The sequence below is a fragment of the Huaxiibacter chinensis genome (genome assembly GCF_022171985.1).
Classification (GTDB): domain Bacteria; phylum Pseudomonadota; class Gammaproteobacteria; order Enterobacterales; family Enterobacteriaceae; genus Enterobacter; species Enterobacter chinensis_A.
This window is the reverse complement of record NZ_JAJVHF010000010.1, coordinates 69,828-86,358: the sequence shown is the minus strand read 5'-3', so window position 1 is coordinate 86,358 and position 16,531 is coordinate 69,828. Positions and strand designations below refer to the sequence as shown.

The following is a 16,531-nucleotide window of genomic DNA, read 5'->3' as shown; positions in this document are numbered from 1 at the left end:
TGAGAGAGGGAACGTGAATTCCTCCCACGGGAAGAGAGAGCGTTATTCCTCCCCATGCTTGAGAGGGAACGTGACTCCTCCCCGTGTGAGAGAGGGAACGTGAATTCCTCCCACGGGGAGAGAGAGCGTTATTCCTCCCCATGCTTGAGAGGGAACGTGACTCCTCCCCGTGTGAGAGAAGGAACGTTATTCCCCCTCTCCCTGTGGGAGAGGGCCGGGGTGAGGGCACCAGAACGCACTTTTTTAAAGGAAAAAAGATGAAAGAGCTCATGGTCGTCGCTATCGGCGGCAACAGCATTATCAAAGATAACGCCAGCCAGTCCATTGAACATCAGTCTCAGGCGGTCAAAGCGGTCGCAGAGTCCGTACTGGAGATGCTGGCATCCGACTACGACATTGTGCTGACACACGGCAACGGCCCGCAGGTGGGGCTGGATCTGCGCCGGGCAGAAATTGCCCACGAGCGCGAAGGGCTCCCCCTGACGCCGCTGGCAAACTGCGTGGCGGATACCCAGGGCGGCATCGGCTATCTGATCCAGCAGGCGCTAAATAATCGCCTTGCCGCGCGCGGTGTGCAAAAAGCGGTCACCGTCGTCACTCAGGTGGAAGTGGATAAAGACGATCCGGGCTTTACCCATCCCACCAAACCTATCGGCGCGTTTTTCAGCGAGACGCAGCGGGATGAACTTCAGCGTGCCCATCCTGACTGGCATTTTGTGGAGGATGCCGGACGCGGCTATCGCCGGGTCGTGGCCTCACCGCAGCCGCTGCGCATCGTTGAAGCGGACGCGATCAAAACGCTCACCCAGAAAGGCTTTGTGGTGATAGGTGCGGGCGGGGGCGGTATTCCGGTCGTACGTACAGAACAGGGGGATTACCAGAGCGTCGATGCGGTGATTGATAAAGATCTCTCGACCGCGCTGCTGGCCCGCGAGATCCATGCCGACGTGCTGGTGATCACCACCGGAGTGGAGAAAGTCTGCATCAATTTTGGTCAGCCGAACCAGCAGGCGCTGGAAACGGTGAACGTGGCGCAGATGACGCGCTACATGGAGGAGGGCCACTTCCCGGCGGGCAGTATGCTGCCCAAAATCGTCGCCTCGCTGGCGTTCTTACACCACGGCGGCAAGCGCGTGATCATCACCTCACCGGACTGCCTGCCTGCGGCGCTGCGCGGTGAAACCGGCACCCATATTGTCATTACGTAAAAAGGAAAAAGAGCATGAACGAGAATAAAAGCCGCCGTGAATTTATCAGCCAGAGCGGCAAAATGGTCACCGCCTGCGCGCTATTTGGCGCGACCGGTTCCGTCGCGTATGCTGCCGACTCAGCGCCACAAACGGGTGAGGTCGGCAAGCCAATGAACATCAACGCAAAACACTACTACCTGGACAACGTTCTGCTGGAAGCAGGTTTCGAATTTGAGGGCGGGGTGGCAATAAGCACCCGCACCGAGCTGAAAACCCTGGAAATTAACGGTGGCAACATCGTCGCCCTGCATGAGAACAACCGTCACGCCGACCCTGCACTGCCCCATTACGATGCGGGCGGCAAGCTCATGCTTCCTGCCATGCGCGACATGCATATTCACCTGGATAAGACCTTTTATGGCGGCCCCTGGCGTTCGCTGAACCGTCCGGCAGGCACGACCATTCAGGATATGATCCGCCTTGAGCAAAAACTGCTGCCCGAGTTACAGCCCTATACCCAGGCGCGTGCGGAAAAGCTTATCGATCTGATCCAGTCGAAAGGCTCCACTATCGCCCGCAGCCATTGCAATATTGAGCCGACCTCCGGCCTGAAGAATCTGGAAAATCTTCAGGCAGTCTTAGCGCGTCGCAAGCCGGGGTTTGACTGTGAAATTGTGGCCTTCCCGCAGCACGGCCTGCTGTTATCGAAATCAGAAAAACTGATGCGCGAGGCGATGCAGGCGGGCGCGCACTACGTGGGCGGGCTGGATCCGACGAACGTGGACGGCGCGATGGAAAAATCACTCGACACCATGTTCCAGATTGCGCTTGATTATGACAAAGGCGTGGACATCCACCTGCATGAAACCAGCCCGGCGGGCGTAGCGGCGGTCAACTACATGGTCGAGACCGTGGAAAAAACGCCCGCGCTGAAGGGTAAGCTGACCATCAGCCACGCCTTTGCGCTGGCCACGCTCAACGAACAGCAGGTCGATGAAATCGCCACCCGCATGGCGGCGCAGCAGGTGACCATTGCCTCTACCGTGCCGATTGGCACCCTGCAGATGCCGCTAAAGCAGCTTCGTGAGAAAGGCGTGTTTGTGATGACGGGGACCGACAGCGTGATTGACCACTGGTCGCCGTATGGGCTGGGCGACATGCTGGAAAAGGCCAATCTCTATGCCCAGCTCTATATCCGCCCCAACGAGCAGACGCTCTCCCGCGCGCTGGGCATTGCGACCGGCGACGTTCTGCCCCTGAACGATAAAGGCGAACGCGTGTGGCCTAAAGCGCAGGATGCAGCCAGCTTCGTCCTGGTGGACGCTTCCTGTTCCGCCGAGGCCGTGGCGCGCATTTCACCCCGCACCGCCACCTTCCACAAGGGTAATCTCGTCTGGGGTACGGTGGGGTGACGTGCATTTCTCCCTCTCCCAGTGGGAGAGGGCTGGGGTGAGTGCATCAGGCCACAGGGAATGCTTTATACTGGTCGCCTTATTCTCAAAGAGGGATCTGCCATGGCGCAAAACATTTACGATAACCCGGCGTTTTTCGAAGGCTACGCCCAGCTTCCGCGCTCGGTGCAGGGGCTGGACGGTGCGCCGGAGTGGCCCGCGCTGAAGGGCATGCTGCCGGATTTATCCGGTAAATCGGTTATCGATCTGGGGTGTGGCTATGGCTGGTTCTGCCGCGCGGCGCGCGAGCTGGGGGCGTTAGAGGTTACCGGTATTGATCTCTCTGAGAAGATGCTCGCCCGGGCGGCAGAGCTGACCAACGACGCGCATATTTGCTATCAGCGCAGCGATCTGGAGTCCATTGCGCTTGAAGAAAATAGCCTCGATCTGGTCTACAGCTCACTGGCACTGCACTATCTGCCTGAGCTAAACACGCTCTTCGGCAAGGTGCAAAAGGCGCTGAAGCCCGGCGGCAGTCTGGTGTTTTCAATGGAACACCCGATTTACACCTGCGCCACGCGTCAGGGCTGGCTCACCGATGACAACGGCGAGCGGTTCTGGGGCGTCAATCATTATCAGGATGAAGGCAAGCGCGTCAGCAGCTGGCTGGCGGACGGCGTCATCAAATATCACCGCACCCTCGGCACAACCCTCAACGCCATTATTAACGCCGGGCTGACGGTAGGCGAGGTTAACGAGTGGGGACCCACGCGGGCGCAAATCGCTGCCTGGCCCGCGCTGGCGGAAGAGGCCGAGCGCCCGATGCTGGTGCTGATCTCGGCCCGTAAGCCTTAGTAACCCACTTTATAGACGCGTCCACTCTGCACGCCTTCCACGCTGCGGCGATACGCCTGGGCCACCGTTGCTGCGGGTACGCTGATAAAGCCCGGGAAGAAACCGTCATAGGCTTCGGCGGATTCCGTCAGCACCGTTGGGCTAACCAGGTTGATGCGAATGCCCCGCGGCAGTTCACACGCCGCGGCGCGAACAAAACCTTCCAGCGCAAGGTTTACCGTGGTGGCGTTTACCCCCTGCGCAATAGGCTCATGGGCCACAATGCCGCTGATTAAGGTTATCGAACCGCCCTCATTCAGATAGTGCTGCCCGGTCAGCGCAAGACGCACCTGACCCAGCAATTTATCCTGCAGGCCCTGGTTAAAATCGCTGTCTTTCATCGTCTCCAGCGGGCCGAAATGCAGGCTGCCGCTGGCAGAGACGATGGCATCCACAGGGCCTGTTTTTTCAAACAGCGCCTGGACGCTGGCCTGCGAGGTGATATCGACCTGCTCATCCCCCCGCGTACGCCCCACGCGAATGACCTCATGGCGACGACTCAATTCTGCCGTCACTGCCTGACCTACCGTGCCGCTCGCACCAATAATAACGATTTTCATAGCCAACTCCTTATGTTGTGAGCCTCCATTCTTTATCGAAGTGAAAGTAAGATAAACTGGGCTAAAGTTAGAAGATTACTAACCAGGGGTTTGTAATATGGATAAGCTTCGCAGCATGGAAACCTTTATGGCCGTCGTGGAAGGGGGCAGTTTTACCGTTGCTGCCTCGCGACTGGAGATGTCCGCGGTGATGGTGGGCAAATACATTGCCACACTGGAGGCTCAGCTGGGCACGCGTTTACTGGAGCGAAACACGCGTCGACAAAGCCTGACCGACGCAGGCCGCGTCTATTACGACGAGGCGAAGCGCGTGCTGGAACAGGTGGCGATTGCAGAAAACGCGGTGGAGCGATTGCGTGCTGCACCCGCAGGCACCTTGCGCGTCAGCGCGCCCACGTCCTTTGGCGGGTGTGTCATTGCCCCGCTGACCGCCACATTTTTACAGCGCTTTCCCGACGTGCGCGTCGAGCTGGATCTCACCAACCGGCGCGTCGATCTGGTGGACGAAGGGGTCGATCTGGCGATTCGGATCGGCGATATCCACCAGGACGATCTGGTGGCGAAGTATCTCTGTCCTTACCGGATGGTCATCTGCGCCTCGCCGGAATATCTGGCGCGCCACGGGACGCCGCAAACGCCCGCCGATTTGATTGACCATTTATGTTTATCCCATACGGTCTGGACCGCGCGCAACGAGTGGCGGTTACCGGGAATGGAAGGGGAGGTTCGCTGGAAACGCGATGCGATCCTGCGCTGTAACGATGGATATGGGTTACGTATGGCGGCAATCGCCGGGGCGGGACTCTTGTTACAGCCTGAAGTGCTGGTGGTCGAAGAACTGGTGAACGGCAGGTTGATTCGCGTCCTGGAGCAGCACACGCCGAGACCGCGACCAATACATCTTCTGTGGCGACAAGATTTACGCCCGTTGCCTAAACTGACGCAGTTTATCGCCCATCTCGTTGCCGCTCAGCACTAAGGGATGCGCGAGAATTTCCCCCTCTCCCTTCAGCGGGAGAGGGGGAATTGTTATCAGAAACGGTAACCGACGCTGACGTTCCAGCCGTTAATGGAGTGGTTGCCATCCAGATCGGCATTCGTGCCTTCGTAACCGACGTTAAATGCCAGATCGGCGGTTGGGTTGAACTGCACGCCGGCACCGTAGGCAAAGGAGGTCGATTTCTCAGAAAGGCTGTCTTTCTGGGTATAGTTATCGCCCGCATTAACCCATTTTGTGTCCACATCCGCTTTGGTGTGAGCCACGCCGCCCAGCGCATACAGAGAAACATAGTCATTGATACGGTAAGCCGGACCGGCCATCAGTGAATAATATTTCACGTCGATGCTGTTTTTTACCGAATCCGACGCAACATAATAGTGCTGATCTTCATCGCCGCTCATATAGGTAAAAGAACCGATGACGCTAAGCGGAGAATCCCACTCATAGCGATATTGAACGTTCACGCCGCGAATATTTTTGAAGTTCTCAACTTTGCTCTGCGCATAACCCACAGAAACTGTCTGATTATCTGCCAGAGCCGCGCCGCTCGCGAGGCTTGCCGCCACGAATACCGCCAGAGAGATTTTTTTCATTTTCCGTCGTCCTTTGTTTTATTTATGCCTTAAAAGTCACTGCGAATAATCGGATGGAATTGTTGGTTTTTTTATCTGTGGAAAAAATGGGGAATAATCCTAAAGGTCGGAATTGTCCTGGTAAACGCCTCCCCTATATTGGTAGGGGAAGGCGAGATTAACGTAAAATAGGGTATTTAGCGTCAGTTACACATGCCCGTGGGGGCTTTAAGCGGACCGCACTGGCTGAAATCCAGCAGCACATAGCCTTTACTTTTCATACAGCTTTCAAGATGGGCGATCCGTTTGTCGTGTTGCGCCATACTTTCACCGCCCACCAGCTGGTTACGATTAAAGGGCTGATGGTCTGGATCGATATTTTTATCCAGCCCGCACTGATAGAGATCCTGTTTACGCTGCGCCGTATTGGTCTGCCCAAACTGCCCCTCTTTTTGAATCGTCTGCACATAGGGGACGAATTCATAGTTTGTTGAATCCATATCTGCTACTACGCAGCCCGTTAAATTCAGCGCACAAAGAAGAACCATGCTTTTTCGTAACGTCATATTTTTGCCTTATTTGGACGTAGTAAAGATAAAGTCGAGTAATTCAGGCGATACCATTTCGCTCATTGCAAACGGTGTGGCCAGCGGAATGGCGACGACGGTCCAGGTATTTGCTGCCGCTTCGGTGAACGGTCCGCGGTTGCGGGAGGTATTCCCTTCACTGTCATAGAAGCCCGGCAGCTGTCCGCCGATATAATCGTGCGTCCCCGCGTAGGATTCAACGATGGTGTCGCCAATATCCCCCCAGAAGGTACCCGGTTTATACTCTCCGAACGGCACCAGTAATCCACCGGTCCCCTGGAAACCGCCGGTAGGCCCATACAGGCTTGCAGCATCCGGGCTTTTTTTCAGGAAATCATCAATGGTTGGGTATATGTCGGTTCCTTTATAGATAACCATGCCGTTTTCGTCGCGTTTAAGCACTTTTCCGGCATCATCCACGGTGTAGCAACGCTCATTATTTCCGCCGCAAATCACATCCAGTCCGACCCTGACTCCGCCTGCTTTAATCCCGTCGTACAAGCCGTTGCTGTCGCCGGAGACGTTGCTGTAAGAGGTTTGGGAATCTTTGATACCATCAAAAATAAGCGAGTTTTTAATGGTCTCTTCACGCAGTTTGGTGGCAGCCAGCGCCAGCGTGCCTTGCGTAACGGCGGCATCCGGCGATCCCGCGACGACGCCGACCAGCGTTTGCAAGAATCGACGCTGATATTGCAACTTATAGACTTCCGCCAGCGCCTCTTCACGTTTGGCCTTATCCCCGGAATCGATCGCTTGCTTCAGTGCCGCCCGCGCTTTCGCCTGTTTGTCATCCAGCAACGTATCAATCTGACGATTGGCATTCTGTTTGAAATCGCGCGTCACCTGCACCTGAAGATTGAGCTCTTTGAACACCTCGTCTTTATCAAAGTTGTTGTCCAGGCGGCCCGAATGCGCGGCCGCGGTTTCCGTGGTGATATCCGTCTTCACCCCTTCGATTGCCTGCTGCTGCGCGTCAGGACGGGTGAGGGTGATATTACCGGTGTTGATCCCGCTGCGCGTGGTTGAGCTATCGCTGCCGCTGTCATGGCCCAGTCCAAAGGTCACGTTTTTATCCAGCGAGGCGTAGCCGGTGGCAAGGTGGGTGTTTCCATCGTTATCGGTGACGGTTTTACTGCTCTGCGGCGTGGCGTTGTCCCCCAGCCCCATGTCGGTGTTCATGCTCATGGAGCCGCCAATACCAAACCCGTTGCCTTCGTAATCCGAATGGTTATTCAGATCGCGCCAGCTTAGCGTGCCTGTGCTGAACTGGTTGTTGCCCGCCTGTTCCGCGCTTTCGCTGGAGGTGATAAGCCCGCCCTTCAAATCAGTATGGTCTTTCACGTTAATATGATAGCCATCAGCACCGGCAAATACGCCGGACTGCTCCTGTACGGAGGCGTAGTCGGCATCGACCTTAGACTGGCCATAATTTCCCGACGCGGCAAAACCAAAGCCCACGGTGACCTGTCCGCCAACATTCATCTGCTTGCCTTTATACTTCATGGTGTCCTGCAGGCTTTCGATGTTCAGATTGTCGGCGGTGATATCAACCCCCTGGCCTAAAAGCTGGCCGCCACGGAGCGTAGTGGTCCCGCCGCTGGTGATGCGGGTCTGGCTGTCCATGTCGCCGACATGGCTGTTACGCCAGGAGACCTCATCGCCGTTGCCATATCCTTTGCCCGTGTTCGCGCCAGCGGTCACGCCAAAGGAAGCACCGCCCTGGCCGTAGCTCACCGCCACACCCGCGTTCCAGCCGCTGGAGTGGTTATCGCTGCGCTCGTGACGCTGCTGCTCGGCGGCAACGATATTGACGTCGTTATCGGCAAACAGCGTGGTGCCTTGTTTTCCGCTAACGTCAGAGCCGATGATATTGATGTCTGAGCGCTCGCCGCCCGTTGCGACCACCACCGCCTGCTTACCGGCGTTAACTTTGCTGGCGAGCGCGCTGGTGCTCTCGGTGGTTTCACTGTTGGTTTGTCGGCTTTGACCATAGGTTAAAGAGACGCTGACGTTCTGGGCAACCGCCTGCGCGCCGTTCGCCATCAAGCCTTGCGCCGTATTCATCATGGCGCTTGCTGCGCGCGCGCTGTCCCACGCGGCGTTCGCGGTGGCCAGCATGTTGATACGATCGTCGTTGCTCTGGCCTACCTTTTGCGTGGCGTTAAGCGCGCTTTGCAGAGCCTGCACCACCGGGACGTTCACCGCCAGGGTAAAGCCTTTCTGCTCAACGGTGTGCTTATACTGTGAAGCGTAGGTGTTTTCAGCTGCGTCAATCGTGACGTTTTTCCCCTGAATGCCCACATTGCCATTAGGTGAGGAGACGGTGCTGCCGGTTTGGCGGTAATCATTGCCGGCCATCAGCAGCGCATCTCCCTGAAGGCTGCCCACCAGGGCGCCTTGCCCGGCGAGCGCCTGACTGGCCCGCTCGGTGGTTTCATTCCGGGACCCCACGGTAAAGCCAATGCCGCCGGAACTGAGCAGGCCAGACTTTTTCTCCTGTTTGAGGTGCGATTCGTCGTTGCGCCCGCCCATGCTGGTGAGCGTCAGATCGTTTCCTGCTTTCAGCGCCACGTTGCCCGTGCCCACGACGCTACTGCCCGCCACGGTCAGGTCATTGCCAGCGACAATTTTCACTGAACCGGCACTCAGTTCACTGCCCTGAACGGTTTGCCTGTCTACCGTATCGCGCGTGGTGCGGGTGGTTTTCGACAGCCAGCCGTTGCCGCCGACCACCTTATGACGTTCGTCGAGCTGGCTTTCGTTCAGTACCCCTTCAATATTGACATCATGATTGGCCCCCAGCGTCAGCGCCCCGTCGGAGTTCATCTGCGCGCCGCGCGCCTGGATATCATGTCCTGCGGCTAAGGTGACGCTGCCCGTCCCGCTGACGGTGCTGCCCATCTGATCCTGGCGGCTTTGTTTGAGCGTGTTGTCCGCATCCCAGATCAGGTTATCGCCTTGTGCAGTGGTGACGGTGTTGAGATTCACATCCCGTCCGGCCACCAGTTGCGCTTTACCGTTTTCCCCGCTGGCAATGACCTGCGCCCCGGTGAGGGTGATGTCACGACCGGACTGCAGCGCCAGTTTGCCATCGGTACCCTGAACGTAGATGCCCGAGACGCTGTCGATCGTGGTCCGGCTAAAGCTATTTTCCCCGTTGACGCTTTCTGCGTGGGTGACCGTACTGGTGACGTTGATATCGCGTCCGGCGTTCGCCAGCAGGCTCTCGTTGCCGACGAGGGCGCCGCCGATGTTATTGATATCATTTTTCGCGTTCAGGCGGACATCTGCCCCCTGGATAATACCCGTCTGGTTGGTGATGTTATTCGCATCCAGCTGCAACACCCGACGACCGGCGATGGTGCCGGTATTGAACAGATCGCCGTTGAGCTTCATCGACACGTTATTCCCGGCGATCAGTGCGCCGGACCCATCAATGTCTCCCGCTTTCACTTTGGCGTACACCTGCGGGACGAGCACCGACTGCGTTGAGCCGTCCTGCATTTTCACTCGAGTATTCACCAGCCAGACGATATCGCCCGTCAGCAGCGCCATCTGTTCCGGCGTGAGCGCCACGCCGAGCTTCAGGTTGTACTGCTTGCCGAAGGTGATGCCTTTGTCCATCAGCGATTTAAACTGATCTTCGTCGTTGCTGTAGCCGTCAAGATAACGCTGACCGGTAATCCCGATCACCTGCTCACGCACCAGACGTTGCTCGTAATAGCCATCGCCCAGACGTTTGAGGGTGTTATCGCCATCCTCAGTGAAGGCTTTTTGCATGTAGTCGCTGCCGAGCCACTGCCGTTCATTGGTAAAGCGGGGATCGGTTTCCACCAGATACGGCACGTCCGCCGACGGGTTCACCGTAAACAGGCTGTTATCGGGCAGGGTCGTATTGGGCCCGATAATGCGAATCGCACCGTCCGTTGGCGTCACTTCAAACTGTTGACCGGCAGGCGGCGTTACCGGCTGGTTGGGGTCCACGGTTTGCTGCCACGGCGCCGTCACGCCGGATGACTGGCCGATGGTGACGTCCGTTCCCTGCACGACCCGCGGGCTGATGCTCAGATTACTGCCCTCCACGCTGCCGTGACTCACCAGCTGGCCTGGCTTCAGGGCGATACTCTGGATCGCGGTAGGCGGCGTGTAGGCCGTGGTCCTCCTTCCCTGTTCATCGTCTCCTTTGTGGCGAATTCGATAGTAATGCGTCACGGTGCCCACGTCGGTAGTGTGACGTTCGCCGGGTACATCCTCGTTCAGTACTGTCCCCATCGCCTCTGTGGAGAGCGTGCCGCCCGCCACGATCTGACTCTTGTCATTGAACAGCCTGTCACCCGAGATGCTCAGGTTACCGCCGGCGAGGATCTTCGCCGGATCGCTCTCTTTGATGCGCGTCTCTTCAACCGTACGCGTGTAGTTGTACTGGTTAAAATCGTCATGTCCGCCGCCGGGCAGCTCCGGCGTACTCAGGTTACGCAGGCCATCGGAGGAGTTACCGTCAACCCAGACGCCTTCATCGCCTGCTTTCCAGCGATTGGTTGAACCGGAATGCTGGTATTCGGTCAACGGATCTTGTGAAACGGTGACAATTTCAGTCGAGAAACGATCGTTGATATTGTTGATTTGCGCGGCGTTGATGGCCATATTGCCAGCCGATTCAATCGTCGAGCTGTGGTTGTTGATCGCCCCGGCGCGACCGGTGGCGCTGCCGTTGTCGTCAAGCGCGCCGCCAATCAGCATATCGCCCGCGCTGGAGATCAGCCCATGCCCGACGTTGTTCAGCGTCTGAACGCCCAGGTCCACCCGTTCGCGTCCGGCGACCGTGGCGGCGGTGCCGTTTTCTTCCAGGTTGTTAAACGTCATCGCGTTAATGCCCACCGCGTCACCGTAAATGCGCCCGGTGCCGACGTTGTTTAGCGTACCGGCATTGATGCGGGTGCGAATTCCGTCAATCAGGCCGGTGTTCAGCAGTGTGCCGGTGGTGTTCAGCGTATTGCTTCCGGCGTTAATTTCGCCGCTTGCCACGTTGGTCAGATTAGCGCTCTGCACGGCGAGTGCGGACCCGGCCAGCAGTTTACCGCTGTTGGTGATGTCTGCCGGGGTGGAAAGGGTGAAATCACCGTTGGCGATCATGGCCCCGCTGTTGATCAGGCTTTGCGCGCTGTGCAGATCCATATCGCCCAGAGATAAAATCTGACCGCTGCCGTCGAGCCTGTCCGCATTGACATGCAGCTTTTCGCCGGCCTTGAGCGTCCCGTTCTGGTTGATGACATTCAGGCCGGCGCCGTCAATCTCCAGCAGACCCGAAGAGGCCAGCGCACCGCCGCTATTGTTCAGCGTGCCGCTGTTATGCAGCGTAAGGGCATCACTGGCGAGCAGACTGCCGTTCTGATTATCCAGTGAAAGGGTGGTCATCGCGACGCGCTGGCCTTCCAGCCCCTGGTTCTCACCGAGCGTATTCTGGTTCACGAACGCCACGGCATTCAGCGTCACCGCCTGGCCGCCGCGGATAAGCCCGGAGACGTTATTCACGACGCCCTGGGCGCTGTCGAGCAGCAGATCGCCGACGGACTGAATCTGACCGCCGCTGTTTTGCAAAGAATCGGTATGCAGCGCGGTGGTGGACGCGCCAATGATGCGGCCGCCCTCGCGGTTATCCATGTCCCGCGCCGCCAGGTCGGCGTCCGCTATGGCCGCGAGCGTGCCCGCCTGATTGTCGACGGTGTCGGCTGAGAGGCGAAGCGCCCCCAGACTGTTCAGCGTACCGGAGGTGTTGATGAGCTGTTCGGTGGTCACGGCGATGCCGTCGCCCTGCATCAGGCCCGCCTGGTTGTTGATCTGATTCACCGGTGAGAGCGCCAGGCTGTCGCCAGCCACCAGTTGTCCACGGCTGTTGTTCAGGGTGTCGCCGTGAATGCTCAGACTTTTACCGGAGAAGGTCACCCCGTCGGTGTTATCCAGCAGGCCGCCGTTCAGAGTCATAGGCCCGGCAGATTTTAGCGCGCCGCCCTGGTTTAACAGCGTGTCGACGCTGGCGTTAAGGGCCCCCTCAGAACCCAATTGACCGCTGCGGTTATCCACATCGCCGCTGTTGAGGGTAAGCGCCCCCGTGCTTGCCAGGAAACCCTTCTGGTTATTAAGCGAAGCGCTGTCGAGAGTCAGCGTGCCATGAGAAAGCACCGAGCCGGACTGGTTGTTAAGCGCGCCGTCATTCAGGGCCAGCGTTGCGCCGTCGGCCAGGATCACCCCTTGCTGGTTATCCATACCGCCAGCGGTGATGCGCTGCGTTTTCGCTGCTTCAATACGGCCTTTGGCATTATTGATCGCCTGAGTGCTCTGGATATCCCCGTCACCCGCAGCGGATGAAATCAGCCCCTGGCTATTTGTTATCGCGTTCGCCTGCAGGCGGTTACTGCCCTCAAGGGCCAGGACCTGGCCCCGATCGTTATTCAGCGAATCGGCTTTTAGCTGCACGCCGTGGGTCGCCGCAATTTGCCCCTGCTGATTATCAATCGCCCCCGGCAGATCCACCGTCAGCGCCGTATTGCCGGTCTGAATAATCGACCCTTTCTGATTCGACAGGGTGTTCGCCTGCAGGGAAAGGGCGTCCGCGTTCAGCGCCCCACCGTTGTTATTGAGCTGTTGTCCGGTGCGCGCGTTCAGCGTGGTGGCGCTCACCCGTGCGTTGGCGGTGGAGAGAGAGCCAGCACCGGCCTCCAGGGTGACCGTTTTGCCCTGCGTCTGACTGTCGCTCAGATCAACACCCTGGCCGTTGAGATCAAGATCCCCGGCGGCCAGCGTCTGGCCGTGAGCGTTTAACTGCCCACGGGTCGTGAGCTGCAAATCCCCTGCATCGGCGAATTTTCCATCATTTTTTACCCCGGCCGCCAGCACGCTGTTTTTGTCGCTTGTCAGGGTGGCGGCGCTAACCTGCACATTTTGACCCGCAGTGATCGCCCCGCTATGGTTCATCGCGCCAGCGGTCTGCAGGTGGACATTTTCACTGGCGCGCACCGTGCCGCTGTTTTCAATGCGTCCGTCGGCCGAAATCGTGACGTTGCCCGCCTGAGCCCCGATCGCTCCGGCGTTTCGCACGCCGACGCCTTGCTCGGTGCCCACCATGCGAATTTTACCCGCGTACATGCCGCCAAGGCTGGAAACATCCACAGCAAGCTGAGGACGTGTGGTGGCATCTTCTCCCTCTTTGGCGATCTGTTCATGCGCCGCATCGACCGTATTCTGGCCGGTGGTGACCTTAAGATCCCTGGCCCACAGGCCCGCGTTGACCTTTACGGAACGGGCGATGATATCGGTGTAGTCCGCGCCGGACGTATCCATTCCGGCACCGTCTACCACCACTTCGCCGCGATCGACTTTATAGCCGGTCAGCTGGCCGTCTTTCATCTGCGCCTGTCCGGTCGTGAGCGTGGCGCGGTTAGCGTTAATAAAGCCGCAGCCGCTACAGGTAATACCCGCCGGGTTGGCGATCACCACCTGCGCCTTTTTCCCGCCCACTTCGATCATGCCGTTCAGCTTGCTGGGATCGCGGGAGCTCACTTCGTTCAGGATAACTTTGGCTTCCCCTCTGGCAAGCCACGGATTTCCCGCAACCATCCCGCCGAGATGCGTTTGCACATTCTTAGCGGAGTTATTAAGAATGACCCCTTTATTGTCCACGTCGAACTGGGTGTAATTATTGCGCGAAACTCCCGCGCCGGACGGCGTCTGAATATTGACCTGCGGCGTGCCGTTGGCGCTTTTCAGCACCGTCGGCTGCTGATTTTTAGGCGCGCCGGCATCAGCGACAATGTTCGCCTGCGCGGTCTGTATCACGCCGGTCGCCAGCCACAGGCTGAAGCTCAGGGCGCTGATTTTACCAATAAGGCGGCTGTGGGTATGACCGATGCCGGAAGAACGAGACGAACCGGCGCGGCCTGAACGGGCAATATCGGCGACCACCATCAGCATGCCGCGCGCTTTGTTGAAGACAATTCGATACAGGTTCTTATTCATGGTGCGTTCCTTTCAGCGCTTCCGGAAGGTTGACGGCGAGCGGGTGTTTCAGTTGCCATGCATGTGCTTCATTTCGGCTGACGTGTTTGCCGTGGAAATTGACGACACGCTTGCCGCGTTCAGCGCCCCGGTGGTGGAGGGCACGCCAGCACTGGTCGGGGAAGATATCCTGGCGAATCAGCGTACTCATCGCGGCCGTATGGCCGAAGGGGGCAATCCAGTCGCACAACCACATGCGATCGCCGCAGGTCCAGTCTTCCTCTTTCATCTCAATGGACGGCCGGGTCAGAAAGCGCGCTTCTGCGGCGTCGTTAAGCCACGCCCAGCTCAGGAAAAAGACCGGACGGCTGTTTTCTGACACCAGAACGTACTGCTGGCATTTGATAATGGGCAGCAGCAGCGTCGGCAGGGCGTGAAGTGGTGCATCGCGATGCAGCGGGGAGTGCATCCAGAGCCAGACCGTGGCCCCCAGAATTTCCGCTTCGCTCTCGTCGCCGCCAAGGATCAGCGGGGCCTTGATATCCCAGTTTCCCACGCGCATTACCAGCTCCAGTTCAGGTTAAAGCCCAGGGTCAGAGAACTGGTCTCAAATCCGTCTGGTTTAGAGAACGGCGTACCGGCGAACAGGTCGTATGCGGTGTTGAAGGCGCTTCCGCGCAGGCCCACCACGCCGCCCGCCAGGTGCTTGCCTATCAGATAGTCGGAACTGTAGCCACCCACTTCGCCGTAGTCGGCGCCCAGGTAAAGCTCCTGATTCGGCAGCGGGGTACGCCACGCGATATCGTTCCGCACGAACCAGCCATGGCTGGCATTCAGGGTGCGCTCGCCATCAAAACCGCGCACGGTCCAGCGGTTGCCAATGGCAAACTGATCCTGAGGGGTCAAAGGGGTATTGCTGATCTGGCGAAGGTACTGCACGTTGTAGCGGAAGTTTTGCGTGCCAATCTCAAACGGCAGATCGAGTTGTGCATTCAGCTGGGTGATTTTGCTGAGCGCGGTCGCATAGCCGGTATATTCCTCCGGGGCCGGTTGCGCGCCAAACCAGCGGGTACCGCGCTGATAGCTAACGCCCGCGTCCAGCGTGGCCTGACCAATGTAGTGCGTATGCTGCAGGCCCACGCGCCAGGCTGCGGTTTGACGTCGCTGCACACCTACTTCGGTGTCGTCGATATAGTTACGTGTTTCGCGCGCCAGCACATCGTAGGTGAAGGCGGTTTTTTGCGTGCCGCTGCGGTGCAGTACGCGACTTAACTGAATGCTGAGATTCTTGCTCTTGCCGCTGTAGCGGTAATCCCCGTTCAGCCCTGCCACGGTCTGGTGATAGTCGTAATCACTGCCGGTCATGCCCAGCATCCAGTAGCCAAACGGCACGGAGTAATGGGCGGTGTAGTTTTTGCTGCCTTTGCCATTTTTGTCATTCAGGTCGTGGCTGGCAGAAAAATAGAGCAGATCGCTCAGAGAGAAGGGATTATCCAGCGAGAAGGTGACGCCGCCCTGATAACGGCCGGTTGTTTCGGTACCGGCATCATCCAGCGACAGGCCAAGACGCCACATCTTGCGCTGTTTACGGGTAATCACCACATCGCTCTCGCCAGGCTTTTCCCCGGGTACAATTTCCATGCTGGCTTCCACCGTGGGCAGCCGCTGTAAATTTTCCAGCCCCTGTTCAATATCCCGCAGGTCCAGCAGATTGCCCTCATGTGCCGGAAAAGCGCTGTAAAGCTGGATATAGTCGTCGCTCTCTTTCGTCAGCATGACGTGGCGCAGCGTGCCGGGCAAAATCGTGAGTTTCAGCGTGCCGCTTTTCAAATCCTGGGAGGGGGCCAGGACGCGGGTCGTCACCCAGCCGTGATCGACAATGCGGTTTTGCAGGGTGCTCATCAGCAGGTTAATCCCTTTGCCACCCAGGCAGCGTCCTTCAGCCTGCTGTGCAATCCGCTGCAAGGGAAGCCAATGGGGCAGGGCGTCCTGGCCGCTTAACTCAACGCGTTGAAGGGGAAAGCAGGGTGTTTCAGCAGGAAAATCAATGCGCCCGGAGCCGGAAGACGGCTCAGAAAGGCGCACGTCTGGCACCGGTGGGGTCAGCTGTTGCTCAATGGCGCGCTGGCGTTGTTGTTGAATAATAAATTGATTATCAGGCTCAGCGGCATGCGCAGGCAGCATCAAAGACATGCCTGCGGCTGTCGATATAAATATCGCAAAAGGGTGTCGGGCTATCATCAGACGTTCCGTGCTGTGTAAGCAAAAAGAGTGCAGTGTGAATTTGTGTAAGATTGTTTAAATATCAGAGGGGGAATAAAAGGGGGATTAATCCTAAAGCTAAG

The 16,531-nt window shown here is 58.0% G+C and carries 10 protein-coding genes; 4 read left to right on the top strand and 6 right to left on the bottom strand.

Annotated features, from left to right (window positions below):
• Positions 1 to 257: 257 nt before the first annotated feature.
• From LZP96_RS18755 to LZP96_RS18745, 3 genes are all read left to right on the top strand, one after another.
• Positions 258 to 1,208 carry a carbamate kinase family protein gene (locus LZP96_RS18755; RefSeq protein ID WP_064327106.1) on the top strand — a complete coding sequence of 317 codons (951 nt, stop codon included), beginning with the start codon at positions 258 to 260 and terminating at the stop codon, positions 1,206 to 1,208.
• Between the two features lie 14 nt (positions 1,209 to 1,222).
• A complete protein-coding gene (locus tag LZP96_RS18750; protein ID WP_064327105.1) occupies positions 1,223 to 2,602 on the top strand; it encodes an amidohydrolase family protein in 1,380 nt (459 codons plus the stop codon).
• A 102-nt stretch (positions 2,603 to 2,704) separates the two neighbouring features.
• Positions 2,705 to 3,436 (top strand): class I SAM-dependent methyltransferase, encoded by a 732-nt coding sequence (locus tag LZP96_RS18745; protein ID WP_064327104.1) that lies wholly within the window; start codon positions 2,705 to 2,707, stop codon positions 3,434 to 3,436.
• On the opposite strand, the gene LZP96_RS18740 is transcribed toward LZP96_RS18745, so the two are convergent.
• The gene (locus LZP96_RS18740) at positions 3,433 to 4,035 is read right to left on the bottom strand and encodes a short chain dehydrogenase (protein ID WP_064327103.1); all 603 of its coding nucleotides are present in this window, start codon (positions 4,033 to 4,035) and stop codon (positions 3,433 to 3,435) included. The genes LZP96_RS18745 and LZP96_RS18740 overlap by 4 nt on opposite strands.
• A gap of 97 nt (positions 4,036 to 4,132) precedes the next feature.
• Between LZP96_RS18740 and LZP96_RS18735 the strand changes: the two genes are divergently transcribed.
• Positions 4,133 to 5,014 carry a LysR substrate-binding domain-containing protein gene (locus tag LZP96_RS18735; RefSeq protein WP_064327102.1) on the top strand — a complete coding sequence of 294 codons (882 nt, stop codon included), beginning with the start codon at positions 4,133 to 4,135 and terminating at the stop codon, positions 5,012 to 5,014.
• A 53-nt stretch (positions 5,015 to 5,067) separates the two neighbouring features.
• Here the strand turns inward: LZP96_RS18735 and LZP96_RS18730 are convergent, their stop codons facing one another.
• From LZP96_RS18730 to LZP96_RS18710, 5 genes are all read right to left on the bottom strand, one after another.
• Positions 5,068 to 5,628, bottom strand: coding sequence for an Ail/Lom family outer membrane beta-barrel protein (locus LZP96_RS18730; RefSeq protein WP_064327101.1), 561 nt, complete (start codon positions 5,626 to 5,628; stop codon positions 5,068 to 5,070).
• Between the two features lie 182 nt (positions 5,629 to 5,810).
• Entirely contained in the window at positions 5,811 to 6,173 is a 363-nt protein-coding gene (locus tag LZP96_RS18725; RefSeq protein ID WP_064327100.1) for a hypothetical protein, read from the bottom strand.
• 9 nt (positions 6,174 to 6,182) lie between these two features.
• The gene (locus LZP96_RS18720; protein ID WP_064327099.1) at positions 6,183 to 14,207 is read right to left on the bottom strand and encodes a two-partner secretion domain-containing protein; all 8,025 of its coding nucleotides are present in this window, start codon (positions 14,205 to 14,207) and stop codon (positions 6,183 to 6,185) included.
• A complete protein-coding gene (locus LZP96_RS18715) occupies positions 14,200 to 14,748 on the bottom strand; it encodes a toxin-activating lysine-acyltransferase (protein ID WP_064327098.1) in 549 nt (182 codons plus the stop codon). Before LZP96_RS18715 ends, LZP96_RS18720 begins: the two co-directional genes overlap by 8 nt.
• Entirely contained in the window at positions 14,748 to 16,379 is a 1,632-nt protein-coding gene (locus LZP96_RS18710; protein WP_087892633.1) for a ShlB/FhaC/HecB family hemolysin secretion/activation protein, read from the bottom strand. Before LZP96_RS18710 ends, LZP96_RS18715 begins: the two co-directional genes overlap by 1 nt.
• Between the last annotated feature and the right edge of the window lie 152 nt (positions 16,380 to 16,531).